This is a genomic window from Pseudomonas sp. TE21435 (genome assembly GCF_056279265.1).
Genome location: NZ_JBWBQZ010000001.1, coordinates 3,228,339 through 3,242,500 on the forward strand (window position 1 = coordinate 3,228,339; position 14,162 = coordinate 3,242,500).

Annotated in this window: 11 protein-coding genes and 2 rRNA genes (1 of these 13 only partly in view); 2 read left to right on the plus strand and 11 right to left on the minus strand. The window is 62.4% G+C overall.

What is annotated here, in order from left to right; translation table 11 throughout:
• Window positions 1–5: 5 nt before the first annotated feature.
• Window positions 6–440: a GspH/FimT family protein gene (locus ACZ9C1_RS14560; protein WP_476254114.1), complete on the plus strand. Its 435-nt coding sequence runs from the start codon at window positions 6–8 to the stop codon at window positions 438–440.
• Between the two features lies 1 nt (window position 441).
• Here the strand turns inward: ACZ9C1_RS14560 and ispH are convergent, their stop codons facing one another.
• The 6 genes from ispH to murJ form a co-directional block, all read right to left on the minus strand.
• Window positions 442–1,389, minus strand: coding sequence for a 4-hydroxy-3-methylbut-2-enyl diphosphate reductase (gene ispH / locus ACZ9C1_RS14565; protein WP_102682157.1), 948 nt, complete (start codon window positions 1,387–1,389; stop codon window positions 442–444).
• 14 nt (window positions 1,390–1,403) lie between these two features.
• Entirely contained in the window at window positions 1,404–1,841 is a 438-nt protein-coding gene (locus ACZ9C1_RS14570; protein ID WP_023629753.1) for an FKBP-type peptidyl-prolyl cis-trans isomerase, read from the minus strand.
• Window positions 1,834–2,349, minus strand: a complete 516-nt coding sequence (lspA, locus tag ACZ9C1_RS14575) for a signal peptidase II (RefSeq protein WP_102682158.1) — start codon at window positions 2,347–2,349, stop codon at window positions 1,834–1,836. The genes ACZ9C1_RS14570 and lspA overlap by 8 nt, the downstream gene beginning before the upstream one ends.
• Window positions 2,342–5,173 carry an isoleucine--tRNA ligase gene (ileS, locus tag ACZ9C1_RS14580; protein ID WP_110700075.1) on the minus strand — a complete coding sequence of 944 codons (2,832 nt, stop codon included), beginning with the start codon at window positions 5,171–5,173 and terminating at the stop codon, window positions 2,342–2,344. Before ileS ends, lspA begins: the two co-directional genes overlap by 8 nt.
• Entirely contained in the window at window positions 5,170–6,120 is a 951-nt protein-coding gene (ribF, locus tag ACZ9C1_RS14585; protein ID WP_102682160.1) for a bifunctional riboflavin kinase/FAD synthetase, read from the minus strand. The genes ileS and ribF overlap by 4 nt, the downstream gene beginning before the upstream one ends.
• 118 nt (window positions 6,121–6,238) lie before the next feature.
• On the minus strand, window positions 6,239–7,777 hold the full coding sequence (gene murJ, locus ACZ9C1_RS14590) for a murein biosynthesis integral membrane protein MurJ (RefSeq protein WP_457378122.1): 1,539 nt from the start codon (window positions 7,775–7,777) through the stop codon (window positions 6,239–6,241).
• Window positions 7,778–8,027: 250 nt separating this feature from the next.
• Between murJ and rpsT the strand changes: the two genes are divergently transcribed.
• Entirely contained in the window at window positions 8,028–8,306 is a 279-nt protein-coding gene (rpsT, locus tag ACZ9C1_RS14595) for a 30S ribosomal protein S20 (RefSeq protein WP_023533220.1), read from the plus strand.
• Window positions 8,307–8,529: 223 nt separating this feature from the next.
• On the opposite strand, the gene ACZ9C1_RS14600 is transcribed toward rpsT, so the two are convergent.
• From ACZ9C1_RS14600 to ACZ9C1_RS14620, 5 genes are all read right to left on the minus strand, one after another.
• Complete coding sequence (locus tag ACZ9C1_RS14600) at window positions 8,530–10,830, minus strand: PqiB family protein (RefSeq protein ID WP_110700077.1); 2,301 nt, start codon at window positions 10,828–10,830, stop codon at window positions 8,530–8,532.
• Window positions 10,823–11,446, minus strand: a complete 624-nt coding sequence (locus tag ACZ9C1_RS14605) for a paraquat-inducible protein A (protein WP_198755440.1) — start codon at window positions 11,444–11,446, stop codon at window positions 10,823–10,825. The genes ACZ9C1_RS14600 and ACZ9C1_RS14605 overlap by 8 nt, the downstream gene beginning before the upstream one ends.
• Window positions 11,433–12,092, minus strand: coding sequence for a paraquat-inducible protein A (locus ACZ9C1_RS14610; protein WP_102682164.1), 660 nt, complete (start codon window positions 12,090–12,092; stop codon window positions 11,433–11,435). The genes ACZ9C1_RS14605 and ACZ9C1_RS14610 overlap by 14 nt, the downstream gene beginning before the upstream one ends.
• 229 nt (window positions 12,093–12,321) lie before the next feature.
• Window positions 12,322–12,437 (minus strand): 5S ribosomal RNA (rrf, locus tag ACZ9C1_RS14615).
• Between the two features lie 137 nt (window positions 12,438–12,574).
• Window positions 12,575–14,162 (minus strand): 23S ribosomal RNA (locus ACZ9C1_RS14620); it runs 1,305 nt beyond the window's last position.

The following is a 14,162-nucleotide window of genomic DNA, read 5'->3' on the forward strand; positions in this document are numbered from 1 at the left end:
CACTGATGATTGGCAGCCTGCTGACACACCTGGGGACAACGGCCTACGCCAGGCTCGGCGAAACCCTGCAGCTGGCCGCCGTCGCCCGGGAACTGGCGCAGGCACTGCGCGCCGCGCGCAACCAGGCCGCGCTGCAACAACAGGCGCTGACGGTTCATCCATTGGAAGGTGACTGGGGCAAAGGCTGGCGCGTGTCGCAAGAGCACGACGGCCAGATGTTGCGCGAACATCGCCTGGCCAAGCCGGTAAAGGTAGTAGCCAGTTCTGCGCGGGAGGTGCGCTTCAGCAGGCGGGGCGCACCGATAGGGGAAGGCTTTGTCGGCATCACGCTGGACATCTGCCAGCGCAGCGGGCCTGGCAGCCAGCATCAGGTGGTGCTGAGCCCCAGTGGCCGGGTCAGCCTGCGCAGCGACGAGGGCCGCCGCTGTGCAGGTGACTAAGTCAGATCAGCGAGCGAACCCGCAGTTCCTTGGGCATCGAGAAGGTGATGTTCTCTTCGCGGCCGTCGAGCTCTTCGGCGCCGGTGGCGCCCCAGGCCTTGAGCTGCTCGATCACGCCACGCACCAGCACTTCGGGCGCCGAGGCACCGGCGGTGATGCCGATGCGCTGGACACCGTCGAACCAGCTGCGTTGCAGGTCCTCGGCACCGTCGATCAGGTAGGCCGGGGTGCTCATGCGCTCGGCCAACTCGCGCAGGCGGTTGGAGTTGGAGCTGTTGGGGCTGCCGACCACCAGCACCACGTCACACTCGTCGGCCAGTTGCTTGACGGCGTCCTGGCGGTTTTGCGTGGCGTAGCAGATGTCGTCCTTGCGCGGGCCACCGATGTTCGGGAAGCGTGCGCGCAGGGCGTCGATCACCCGGCTGGTGTCGTCCATCGACAACGTGGTCTGGGTGACGAAAGCCAGGTGGTCGGGGTCGTTCACCTGCAGCCTGGCAACATCGTCCTCGTCCTCGACGAGGTAGATGGCACCGCCGTTGCTGGCGTCGTACTGGCCCATGGTGCCTTCGACTTCCGGGTGCCCTTCATGGCCGATGAGAATGGTCTCACGGCCATCACGGCTGTACTTGGCCACCTCGATATGCACCTTGGTCACCAGCGGGCAGGTGGCATCGAACACCTTCAGGCCACGGCCCGCGGCTTCCTGGCGCACGGCCTGGGAAACGCCATGGGCGCTGAAGATGACGATGACGTCGTCCGGCACCTGGTCCAGCTCTTCGACGAACACCGCGCCACGGTTGCGCAGGTCTTCGACCACGAACTTGTTGTGCACCACTTCGTGGCGCACGTAGATCGGCGGGCCGAAGACTTCCAGGGCGCGGTTGACGATCTCGATCGCCCGGTCGACCCCCGCACAGAAGCCGCGCGGGTTGGCGAGTTTGATTTGCATGCTCGGCTCCAGGCTCACACGGCCTTCACGTCGAGGATCTGCACCTCGAAGTTCAGGGTCTTGCCAGCCAGTGGATGGTTGAAATCGATGGTCACCTGGTTATCGTCGAACGCTTTTACCACACCTGGCAGTTCGGTGTTGGCGGCATCGTTGAAGATCACCAGCAGCCCTTCGGACAGCTCCATGCCTTCGAACTGCGAGCGCGGCATCACCTGCACGTTCTGCGGGTTGTGCTGGCCGAAGGCGTTCTCCGGGGCGATGCTCAGCTTGCGCTGGTCACCGGCCTTGAAGCCGAACAGGGCGTTCTCGAAGCCCGGCAGCAGGTTGCCGTCGCCGACCTTGAACGTGGCCGGGGCCTTGTCGAAGGTGCTGTCGACGGTGTCGCCGTTTTCCAGGTGCAGCGCGAAGTGCAGGGTGACTTCGGTGTTCTGGCCGATACGGGTCTCAGTCATGGACGGCTTCCTCGGACTTCTTGCTCTTGAACATATCCAGCGCCAGCATCACCGCGCCCACGGTAATGGCGCTGTCGGCCAGGTTGAAGGCCGGGAAATAGTGGCGGTTCTGCCAGTGCACCAGGATGAAGTCGACCACATGGCCGAGCACCACGCGGTCGTACAGGTTGCCCAATGCACCGCCCAGCACCAGGGCCAGGGCCACGGCCAGCCAGGTCTCGTTACGCCCCAGACGCTTGAGCCAGACCACCAGCACGGCGCTGACCACCACGGCGATCACGGCGAACAGCCAGCGCTGCCAGCCGGAGCTGTCGGCCAGGAAGCTGAACGCCGCGCCGGTGTTGTAGGCCAGTGTCCAGCTGAAGTAGTCAGGGATGACCACAATCTGCTGGTACAGGCTCAGCGCGCCCTCGAAGTAGACCTTGGTGGCCTGGTCGAGGACCAGCACCACCAGGCTCAGCCAGAGCCAGGCAAGGCGCCCGAAACGCCCCGCGGACGCATTAGGCATAGTGGCGCACCTCGCCCGAACCGCTCAGGTTGTCGACGCAACGGGCGCAGATTTCCGGATGCTCCGGGTGGCTGCCCACATCGGCGCGGAAGTGCCAGCAACGGCCGCATTTGACATGGCCGGACTTGACCACCTTCAGCTTGAGACCTTCCACTTCGGTTGCCACGGCATCGGCCGGGGCCTGGACGAACGGCACCACGCTGGCGGCCGAGGTGATCAGCACGAAGCGCAGCTCGTCGCCGAGCTTGTTCAGGTCGGCGGTCAGGCCCTCTTCGGCGAACAGGGTGACTTCGGCCTGCAGGTTGCCACCGATGACCTTGGCGGTGCGCTGGTTCTCCAGCTCCTTGTTGACCGCCGCCTTGACCGCCATCACGCGGTCCCAGTAGGCGCGGTCCAGCTCGGCGTCGGCCGGCAGTTCCGTCAGGCCCTGGTACCAGGTGTTGAGCATCACCGACTCGTTGCGCTCGCCCGGCAGGTACTGCCAGATCTCGTCGGCGGTGAACGCCAGGATCGGCGCGATCCAGCGCACCAGCGCCTCGCTGATGTGGTACAGCGCGGTCTGGCAGGAGCGGCGGGCGACACTGTTGGCGCCGGTGGTGTACTGGCGGTCCTTGATGATGTCGAGATAGAAGCCACCAAGCTCCTGCACGCAGAAGTTGTGGATCTTCGAGTAGACGTTCCAGAAACGGTACTCGCCATAGTGCTCCTCCAGCTCGCGCTGCAGCAGCAGAGTGCGGTCGACCGCCCAACGGTCCAGGGCCAGCATGTCCTCGGCCGGCAGCAGGTCGCGGGCCGGGTCGAAGCCGGACAGGTTGGAGAGCAGGAAGCGCGCGGTGTTGCGGATGCGGCGGTAGGCGTCGGCGCTGCGCTGCAGGATCTGCTCGGAAACGGCCATCTCACCGGAGTAGTCGGTGGCGGAGACCCACAGGCGCAGGATGTCGGCACCCAGGGTGTTGTTGACCTTTTCCGGCTCGATGGTGTTGCCCAGCGACTTGGACATCTTGCGGCCGTTCTCGTCCACGGTGAAGCCGTGGGTCAGCAGCTCGCGGTACGGCGCGTGGCCGTCGATGGCACAGCCGGTCAGCAAGGAAGAGTGGAACCAGCCGCGGTGCTGGTCGGAGCCTTCCAGGTACAGGTCGGCGCGCGGGCCGGTGGCGTGGCCGATATCGTGGGAGCCGCGCAGCACGTGCCAGTGCGTGGTGCCGGAGTCGAACCAGACGTCAAGGGTGTCGGAAATCTTGTCGTACTGGCCGGCTTCATCGCCCAGCAGTTCGGCGGCATCCAGCTTGAACCAGGCCTCGATGCCTTGCTGCTCGACGCGCTTGGCCACTTCTTCCATCAGCTCGACGGTACGTGGGTGCAGTTCACCGGTCTGCTTGTCCAGGAAGAACGGGATCGGCACGCCCCAGTTGCGCTGACGCGAGATGCACCAGTCCGGACGGTTGGCGATCATCGAGTGCAGGCGCGCCTGGCCCCAGGCCGGAACGAACTTGGTCTCTTCGATGGCCTTGAGCGAGCGCTCGCGCAGGTTGTCGCCGCTGGTGGGCTGCTTGTCCATGCCGACGAACCACTGCGCGGTGGCGCGGTAGATCAGCGGGGTCTTGTGGCGCCAGCAGTGCATGTAGCTGTGGCTGATGGTTTCGGTGTGCATCAACGCGCCGACTTCGCTGAGCTTGTCGACGATGGCCGGGTTGGCCTTCCAGATGAACTGGCCGCCGAAGAACGGCAGCGACTCGACGTACACGCCGTTGCTCTGCACCGGGGTGAGGATGTCGTCGTTGACCATGCCGTAGCGCTTGCAGGTGACGAAGTCATCTTCACCGTAGGCGGGCGAGGAATGCACCACGCCGGTACCGGCGCCCAGCTCGACGTATTCGGCCAGGTAGATCGGCGACAGGCGGTCGTAGAACGGGTGACGGAAGTTGATCAGCTCGAGGGCCGAACCCGGGGCGGTGGCAATGACCGAACCTTCCAGGGCATAGCGTTTCAGGCACGACTCGACCAGCTCTTCGGCCAGCACCAGCAGGCGCTCGCCGGTATCGACCAGCGCGTAGGTGAAGTCCGGGTGGATGTTCAGCGCCTGGTTGGCCGGGATGGTCCACGGGGTGGTGGTCCAGATCACGATGGCGGCGGGCTTGGCCAGCGCGGCCAGGCCGAAGGCAGCGGCCAGCTTGGCCTCGTCGGCGACCGGGAAGGCGACGTCGATGGTCTGGGACTTCTTGTCGGCATACTCGACTTCGGCTTCGGCCAGGGCCGAACCGCAATCGAAGCACCAGTTCACAGGCTTCAGGCCTTTGAACACGAAGCCTTGCTTGACCATCTCGGCCAGGGCGCGGATCTCCCCGGCCTCGTTGGCGAAGTTCATGGTCTTGTACGGATTGTCCCAGTCACCCAGCACGCCCAGGCGGATGAACTCGGTCTTCTGCCCTTCGATCTGCTCGGCTGCGTACTCGCGGCACAGCTCGCGGGTGCGGTCGGCGGACAGGTGCTTGCCATGGGTGACCTCGACCTTGTGTTCGATCGGCAGGCCGTGGCAGTCCCAGCCCGGTACGTACGGGGCGTCGAAGCCCGACAGGGTCTTGGAGCGGACGATCATGTCCTTGAGAATCTTGTTCAGCGCATGACCGATATGGATCTTGCCGTTGGCATAGGGCGGGCCGTCGTGCAGGACGAACTTCGGACGATCCTTGCCAATTTCGCGCAGCTTCTGGTACAGGCCAATGCTGTCCCAGCGCTGCAGGATCTGCGGTTCGCGCTGAGGCAGGCCGGCCTTCATGGGGAAGGCGGTGTCCGGAAGGTTAAGCGTGGCTTTGTAGTCGGTCATTTCAGGCTCTTCGTTAGCGGTTGAGCGTGCCAGTGGGCACGTGCGGCGGCGATGTCCGCGTCGATCGCCGACTTCAGCGCCTCCAGGGAGGCGAAACGCTGCTCTTCACGCAGCTTGTGGTGGAATTCCACCGTCAGGCGCCGGCCATAGAGGTCACCGGCGTAGTCCAGGAGATGAATCTCCAGGTGAGGACGCCCGTCACCGGCAACGGTGGGGCGTACTCCGATATTACCGACACCCGGCCACTGCTGGCCGTCGATCTCGATGCTGGCCAGGTAGACCCCGGACAGCGGCACGCGACGGCGCTTGAGCTGGATGTTGGCGGTAGGGGTGCCGAGCTGGCGGGCCAGCTTCTGGCCATGCAACACGCGGCCGGTAATGCGGTACGGGCGGCCCAGCAGGTGTTCGGCCAGCTCGAAGTTGCCATCGGCCAGGGCCTTGCGCACTTCGGTGCTGCTGACCCGCAGGCCGTCCTGGATGACCGTGTTGGCTGCCTCGACGCTGAAGCCATGGCGCTTGCCGGCTTCGGTGAGGAAGGCGAAATCACCGGCGCGGTCGCAGCCGAAGCGGAAGTCGTCGCCCACTTCGAGGTGGCGCACGCCCAGGCCATCGACCAGCACCGCCTTGACGAACTGCTCGGCGCTGAGCTGGCTCAGGCGCTGGTTGAACGACAGGCACAGCACCCGGTCGATGCCCTCGCCGGCCAGCAGCTCGACCTTGTCACGCAGGCGCGCCAGGCGGGCCGGCGCGGTATCCGGGGCAAAATACTCGCGAGGCTGTGGCTCGAAGATCACCACGCAGGTGGGCAGGCCGAGTTCCTGGCCACGTTCGCGCAGGCGCGCGAGGATCGCCTGGTGGCCGCGGTGGACCCCGTCGAAGTTGCCAATGGTGGCGACACAGCCCCGGTGCTCGGGGCGCAGGTTGTGAAGACCTCGAACCAGCTGCATAACGCGCTTCTTGCTCATAAAGTGGCCGATTATAACCACACCCGGGCGCTGGTGACAGGCAGCAGCGCCACCACGGGGTATGGAATGCGAAAAACCGACGCCTGACCCTTTTCGCGCCTCAGTGCAGCGCCTTGCGGGCGAAATGCCGTGGGCGGAAACCACACAGGTACAGGCAACCGAAATAGGTCACCACACCGGCGACGATCAGAGCGCCCAGGCGCACGAAGCGCTCGAGCATGTTGCCCTGCTCCCAGGCCGGCATGTAGTGCATGCCCAGCAACAGCACGCCCGACATCAACGCCACTGCCAGCACCAGCTTGAGCAGGAACATCGCCCAGCCCGGTTGCGGCTGGAACAGTTGCTGGCTGCGCAGCTTCCAGTACAGCAGGCCGGCGTTCAGGCAGGCGCCCAGGCTGATCGCCAGGGCCAGCCCGGCATGGGCCAGCGGGCCGACAAGGGCCAGGTTGAGCAACTGCGTGCACACCAGCGTGAACACGGCGATCTTCACCGGTGTGCGGATATTCTGCTGCGCATAGAAGCCAGGTGCCAGCACCTTGACCAGGATGATCGCCATCAGCCCCACCGAATATGCGACCAGCGCCCGCTGGGTCATGGCTGCGTCGAAGGCGGTGAACTTGCCGTACTGGAACAGCGCCACGGTCAGCGGTTCGGCGAGGATGCCCAGGGCCAGGGTGCAGGGCAGCACCAGCAGGAAGCACAGGCGCAGGCCCCAGTCGAGGATCCGTGAATACTCCTCACGGTCCTGGTTGGCGTAGGTCTTGGCCAGGGTCGGCAGCAAGATGGTGCCCAGGGCCACGCCCAGCACGCCGGAGGGCAGCTCCATGAGGCGGTCGGCGTAATACATCCAGGACACCGAGCCGGCCACCAGGAAGGAGGCGAAGATGGTGTTGATGATCAGCGAGATCTGGCTCACCGATACCCCAAGGATCGCCGGCAGCATCTGCTTGAGCACGCGCCACACGCCGGTATCGCGCAGGTTCAGGCGCGGCAGCACGAGCATGCCGATCTTCTTCAGCGCCGGCAGCTGGTACAGCAGTTGCGCCAGGCCACCGGCCAGCACGCCCCAGGCCAGGGCCATGATCGGTGGGTCGAAGTAGGGCGTGAGCAGCACGGCGAAGGCAATCATCGCCACGTTGAGCAACGTGGGGGTGAACGCCGGCACGCTGAAGCGGTTCCAGGTGTTGAGGATCGCACCGACCAACGACGACAGCGAGATCAGCAATATATAAGGAAAGGTCACCCGCAGCAGCGCGGTGGTCAGCTCGTACTTCTCGGTGCTGTCGACAAACCCCGGTGCCGTGACCCAGACCACCCAGGGCGCGGCGAGGATGCCGATGGCGGTGACCAGCGCCAGGATCAGGGTCAGCAGGCCACTGACATAGGCGATGAAGGTACGGGTGGCCTCCTCGCCCTGCTGGGTCTTGTACTCGGCAAGGATCGGCACGAAGGCCTGGGAGAACGCGCCTTCGGCGAAGATCCGCCGCAGCAGGTTGGGCAATTTGAAGGCGATGAAGAAGGCATCGGTAGCGATGCCGGCGCCGAACACCCGCGCCAGGATGGTATCGCGCACGAAGCCGAGCACCCGGGAAATCATGGTGATGGAGCTGACCGCGGCCAGGGATTTGAGCAGGTTCATCGAAAAGTTTCACGCCAGGGGCAGAGGACGCTGCCAGACAGCGTCCGAATGTGCGATACTCCCGCGCCTTCGCAGGGGAGCCAAAAATTCCCGAGTTTACAGGTCGTGCGACAGAAAGGAATATTTCCCTCCTGTTGGCTCACCACTCGGCGGAACCTTGCAGGTGGCCTTGACATCCGATCGACTCATCGGCATGATTCGCGGCCTATTTTGTTTGCTATTTACCTAAAGTCTTTCGAGGAGCTCGACGGTGGCCAACTCACCTTCCGCCAAGAAACGTGCAAAACAGGCTGAGAAGCGTCGCAGCCACAACGCCAGCCTGCGTTCCATGGTCCGTACCTACATCAAGAATGTAGTCAAGGCCATCGACGCAAAAGACGCCGAAAAAGCGCAAGCCGCTTACGTTCTGGCTGTACCTGTAATCGACCGTATGGCCGACAAGGGTATCATCCACAAGAACAAAGCTGCTCGCCACAAAGGCCGTCTGAATGGCCACATCAAGGCACTGAAAGAAGCTGCAGCTGCCTAAGCGACGTTCTTGTCGAAAAAACCGACCCTAGGGTCGGTTTTTTTATGCCTGTGATTTTCTCGTTACTCGCCAAAACTGCATTAGCGTCGGTGCCTTCTAGGCTACCGGCAAGCCGGCTGCCACAGAATAACGAATGGCCCGAGGCCAATGCGGTCGGCGTGGGAGCCGGCTTGTCGTGACGAAGAACCGCGGCGAAAGGGCCGCATAGCGGCCCATCCCATCATTACTTGCCGATCTGGATCTTCGGCGCCCACTGCATCCACTCATCCTCCGGCTTGTCGAACAGCGCAAAGGTCTGCTGCGGTCGCGCCGGGTTGCCCATCTGCTCGCCATCGGGCGTGGCGAAGGCAATCCCACCCTCGATCAAGGTCTCCACCGACTCGGTACGTACCGTGGCGCCCTTGAACAGGCCCCAGTCGAAGCCGAACCCACTGCTGTTCCAGAAGCGGCTGCCGCCACGCACCAGTCCGGCGTAGCGAGGCTCGATAAGGATGTGGATAAGTACCCGGTCGGCGGTCTGACCCAGTTCGAAGCCGGTGACCTTGCCCACTGCGATCTCACGGTAGGTGACCGGCACGCCCGGCTTGATCGAGCCACGACGCGCCGCGCTCAAGGTCAGCGGCAGGCCGACCTCCTCGCCTTTCACCTCGGGGGCATCGCCCAGGGCGATGAAGTCACGCTGCGGCCCCTTATCCTTGAGCGCTGGCAGCACCTCCAGGTATTGGCCGCCGATCAGCGTGTCGAGATTCTGGGTACGCACCAGCCCCAAGGCAGGCTTGACCACCCAGAACTGCGTACCCACGCGGGCGATACGCTCGGCCGCCTGAGTAATCCGCGCACGGAGCAGAACCGCCTGCAGGTCGCCAGTCAGGTCGACGCTCTCTACGCTGCCCACGTCCAACCCGCGGAAGCGGATCGGCGTGCCCGGCTTGAGGCCATCGGCGCGGTCCACGCGAATGGTGATCAGGGTACCGGCACGGTTGGCCGCGTCCTGGCTTTCATGCAGGCGGAAACGTGGGATATGCCGTTTGAGCGGTACATCCGGTTTCGGCGTGTCGAAGGCGATACCGCCGGCCATGAGCGTCTGCAGCGACTCGCTCTTGACCTGGATACCCGACAGGCCACCGGTCAGGGTGATGCCACTGGCATTCCAGAAGCGCGTGGAACCGTTGACCAGGTTGGCGTATTCCTTCTCGATGTGCACGCCAATCAGGATGCGCTTGCTGTTGCGAGCGAACTGGTAGCTCTGCACGCTGCCCACGCGCACCTGGCGGTACATCACCGGGCTGCCCACTTCCAGCGAGCCCAGGGTGTCAGCGAACAGCACCATGTGCAGGCCGGGCGCCTTCAGGTCCAATGGTGGCGCCTTGGCACGCGCCTCGAACTCGCGCAGGGGCTTGGCGCCCGGCTCGCCCGGGCGCACCGCAATGTAGTTACCCTTCACCAATGCCTCGAGGCCGGTGATACCGGCAAGCGAGATCGACGGCTTGACCACCCAGAACTGCGTGCCTTCGACCAGGTAGTCCTCGGCCAGTGGGTCGAGGGTCAGCTCGGCCGTTGCACTGGCAAGGTCATTTTCGACCTTGAGATCCTTGAGCGTGCCCACCTGGATGCCCTTGTACAGCACCGGTGTACGCCCCTTCTGCAAACCTTCGAAGTCACTGAGCTTGACCTTGACGCGGATGCCGGCCTGGGCTGCGTCGAAGTCCTCGTACAAGCGGAACGGCAGGCTTGGATCGGTGGGCGGGCTGTCCTTGCGGTTCTCCGGCGTTGCAAAGGCGATGCCCCCGGCCACGATGCTCGACAGCGATTCAGTGCGCACCTTGACCCCGGACAGGTCGGCATCGATGCTGACCCCGCTGGCGTTCCAGAAACGTGTGTGCTTGCGCACCAGGCTGGCATAGGCTGGCGCGATGAACACCTTGATCTCTACCGTGCCCTGATCTTCAGACAGCCGATAGCTCTTCACCCGACCTACCTGGATCTGTTTGTAGAAGATCGGACTGTCGCGGTTGAGCGAGCCCAGTCGCTCGGCCTTGAGGGTCAGGTGCAAGCCCGGCTCGGCATCGGACAGTGGCGGAGCTTCCTTGAGCGCGGTGAAGCGCTTGGTAGGCTCCCCCTCCCCGGGATCGACGGCAATGTAGTTACCTGAAACCAGTGTCTCCAGGCCCGAGATACCTGCCAGGCTGACGCTCGGCTTGACCAGCCAGAAGCGCGTGCCCTTGGTCAGGTGCGGGCCTGCCTCCTTGCGCATCTCGACGGTGGCGACGACGCCACGGCTGTCCCCTTTGTCATCCAGCACCAGGGCGACCACCTTGCCCACCGACATGCCTTTATAGATGACCTCGGTCTTGTTGGCGACGATGCCCTCGCCACTCTCGAAGCGCACCTGTATCTCGATGCCGGCATCCTTGTAGGCTTGCCAGGCCAGCCAGCCGCCGATCGCCAAGGCAATCAGCGGCAGGATCCAGATGGCCGACCAGTTCGAAGCTGGGCGGGTTTTAGCCGTAGGCAAGTCACTCATGGTCGTCATCCGACTCCGTGTTGTCCCAGATCAGTCGGGGATCGAAAGTTAAAGCGGCGAGCATCGTCAGGATCACCACAGTGGCGAAGGCGACAGCGCCCAGGTTGGCTTCGACACTGGCGATGCGGCCGAAATTCACCACGGCCACGAGAATGGCGATGACGAAGATGTCCAGCATCGACCAGCGGCCGATGAATTCGATGAAGCGGTACATCAGGATGCGCTGCCGTGCGGACAGGGGCTGGTGGCGTTGCACCGAATAGAGCAGCAGGGCGATACCCACCAGCTTGAAGGTGGGCACCAGGATGCTTGCGATGAACACCACGGCGGCGATCGGCAACATGCCGTGCTTCATCAGGGTGATGACGCCAGACATGATGGTGTCCGGGCTGCCCTGCCCCAGGGCACTGACGGTCATGATCGGCAGCACGTTGGCCGGGATATAGAGAATCATCGCCGTGACCAGCAGCGCCCAGGTACGCACGATACTGTTGGGCCGCCGAGCGTGCACCACCGCACCGCAGCGGGTGCAGGCCTGCGAGTTGCTGCCAGGCTCATGGCGGTTCAGCTCATGGCATTCATTACAGACCAGGATGCCTGCATCAATCGCCCGCATGGACATCCTCCCCCGACAAGGCCACCCAGATCTGGTGCGGCGACATGACCACCTCGAGCCAGACCTGCACCAGCAGCAGACTGATGAAGCAGAACAGGCCCAGGCCGATGCTCAGCTCGGCCAGGTCGACCAGCTTGACGATGGCCACCAGCACGCCCATGAAGTAGACCTCGAGCATCCCCCACTCACGCAGGTGGTGGTAGATACGATAGATCAGCAGGCCATAGCTGCGACCGAAGTCAAAACGGATGCTCAACAGCACCGCCAGCTGGCACAGCAGCTTCAGCAGCGGGATGGCCATGCTGCACAGGAACACCACCACGGCGATACCGCGCATCTCTGAGTTGTACAGGCCGAGCACGCCACTCCAGACCGTATCGTCGGAGGTCTGACCGAGCAGGTGCAATTGCATGATCGGCAGGAAGTTGGCCGGCACGTACAACAGCAGCGCCGTCAGCACCAGGGCGAGGCTTCGGTTGACCAGGTTGTGGCGATGGGCATAGAGCTCATAGCCGCAGCGTGGGCACAGGGCCTTCTCGTCATGCTGCAGGGTTGGCTTGCGCATCAGCAGGTCGCACTCGTGGCAGGCCACCAGTTCATCCAGCCGCAGCTGCGCGAGCGCTTCGGGTTCGACAGGGTTAGGCATAAAGGGGTTCTGAATGGATGCGTCGGCTCTATTCTAGTGTTCCGACTCGAATTGTGGGAGATGGCCATATGAGGAACTGTATCGGTGTTCGAGTCACACTTTCCATGAGCGTGGCCCCCGGGGCGCCGCTGACGCGGCGCATCGCCGGCGAGCCGGCTCCTACAGTGTTTTCCAGGCACAAAGACAAAACCCCTACCTGCTCGCGCAGATAGGGGTTTTGCGAAATGAATCTTGACGATGACCTACTCTCACATGGGGAAACCCCACACTACCATCGGCGATGCATCGTTTCACTACTGAGTTCGGGATGGGATCAGGTGGTTCCAATGCTCTATGGTCGTCAAGAAATTCGGTTGCCAGTACGTCTTTGCAGACATGCCAGCCAATTCGGATATGCGATATTTGTGGGTCGTCGCGAACTTTCGGTTCGTTTCGTCTTCACCACCACAATTTGGCCTCAGCGCAAATTGCTTGGGTGTTATATGGTCAAGCCTCACGGGCAATTAGTATTGGTTAGCTCAACGCCTCACAGCGCTTACACACCCAACCTATCAACGTCGTAGTCTTCGACGGCCCTTCAGGGAGCTCAAGGCTCCAGTGAGATCTCATCTTGAGGCAAGTTTCCCGCTTAGATGCTTTCAGCGGTTATCTCTTCCGAACATAGCTACCCGGCAATGCCACTGGCGTGACAACCGGAACACCAGAGGTTCGTCCACTCCGGTCCTCTCGTACTAGGAGCAGCCCCTCTCAAATCTCAAACGTCCACGGCAGATAGGGACCGAACTGTCTCACGACGTTCTAAACCCAGCTCGCGTACCACTTTAAATGGCGAACAGCCATACCCTTGGGACCGGCTTCAGCCCCAGGATGTGATGAGCCGACATCGAGGTGCCAAACACCGCCGTCGATATGAACTCTTGGGCGGTATCAGCCTGTTATCCCCGGAGTACCTTTTATCCGTTGAGCGATGGCCCTTCCATACAGAACCACCGGATCACTAAGACCTACTTTCGTACCTGCTCGACGTGTGTGTCTCGCAGTCAAGCGCGCTTTTGCCTTTATACTCTACGACCGATTTCCGACCGGTCTGAGCGCACCTTCGTACTCCTCCGTTACTCTTTGGGAGGAGACCGCCCCAGTCAAACTACCCACCATACACTGTCCTCGATCCGGATAACGGACCTGAGTTAGAACCTCAAGGTTGCCAGGGTGGTATTTCAAGGATGGCTCCATGAGAACTGGCGTCCCCACTTCAAAGCCTCCCACCTATCCTACACAAGCAAGCTCAAAGTCCAGTGCAAAGCTATAGTAAAGGTTCACGGGGTCTTTCCGTCTAGCCGCGGATACACTGCATCTTCACAGCGATTTCAATTTCACTGAGTCTCGGGTGGAGACAGCGCCGCCATCGTTACGCCATTCGTGCAGGTCGGAACTTACCCGACAAGGAATTTCGCTACCTTAGGACCGTTATAGTTACGGCCGCCGTTTACCGGGGCTTCGATCAAGAGCTTCGCTTGCGCTAACCCCATCAATTAACCTTCCGGCACCGGGCAGGCGTCACACCCTATACGTCCACTTTCGTGTTTGCAGAGTGCTGTGTTTTTAATAAACAGTCGCAGCGGCCTGGTATCTTCGACCGGCGTGGGCTTACGCAGCAAGTGCTTCACCCTCACCGGCGCACCTTCTCCCGAAGTTACGGTGCCATTTTGCCTAGTTCCTTCACCCGAGTTCTCTCAAGCGCCTTGGTATTCTCTACCTAACCACCTGTGTCGGTTTGGGGTACGGTTCCCAGTTATCTGAAGCTTAGGAGCTTTTCTTGGAAGCATGGCATCAACCACTTCGCGCTCTAATGAGCACTCGTCATCAGCTCTCGGCCTTGAGATCCCGGATTTGCCTAAGATCTCAGCCTACCACCTTAAACTTGGACAACCAACGCCAAGCTGGCCTAGCCTTCTCCGTCCCTCCATCGCAATAACTGGAAGTACAGGAATATTAACCTGTTTTCCATCGACTACGCTTTTCAGCCTCGCCTTAGGGACCGACTAACCCTGCGTCGATTAACGTTGCGCA

What these genes read in the sequence shown, in the direction of transcription:
- ACZ9C1_RS14560 (WP_476254114.1), top strand. Translation starts at nt 6, where the DNA reads ATGATTGGCAGCCTGCTGACACACCTGGGGACAACGGCCTACGCCAGG.
- ispH (WP_102682157.1), bottom strand. Translation starts at nt 1,389, where the DNA reads ATGCAAATCAAACTCGCCAACCCGCGCGGCTTCTGTGCGGGGGTCGAC.
- ACZ9C1_RS14570 (WP_023629753.1), bottom strand. Translation starts at nt 1,841, where the DNA reads ATGACTGAGACCCGTATCGGCCAGAACACCGAAGTCACCCTGCACTTC.
- lspA (WP_102682158.1), bottom strand. Translation starts at nt 2,349, where the DNA reads ATGCCTAATGCGTCCGCGGGGCGTTTCGGGCGCCTTGCCTGGCTCTGG.
- ileS (WP_110700075.1), bottom strand. Translation starts at nt 5,173, where the DNA reads ATGACCGACTACAAAGCCACGCTTAACCTTCCGGACACCGCCTTCCCC.
- ribF (WP_102682160.1), bottom strand. Translation starts at nt 6,120, where the DNA reads ATGCAGCTGGTTCGAGGTCTTCACAACCTGCGCCCCGAGCACCGGGGC.
- murJ (WP_457378122.1), bottom strand. Translation starts at nt 7,777, where the DNA reads ATGAACCTGCTCAAATCCCTGGCCGCGGTCAGCTCCATCACCATGATT.
- ACZ9C1_RS14600 (WP_110700077.1), bottom strand. Translation starts at nt 10,830, where the DNA reads ATGAGTGACTTGCCTACGGCTAAAACCCGCCCAGCTTCGAACTGGTCG.
- ACZ9C1_RS14605 (WP_198755440.1), bottom strand. Translation starts at nt 11,446, where the DNA reads ATGCGGGCGATTGATGCAGGCATCCTGGTCTGTAATGAATGCCATGAG.
- ACZ9C1_RS14610 (WP_102682164.1), bottom strand. Translation starts at nt 12,092, where the DNA reads ATGCCTAACCCTGTCGAACCCGAAGCGCTCGCGCAGCTGCGGCTGGAT.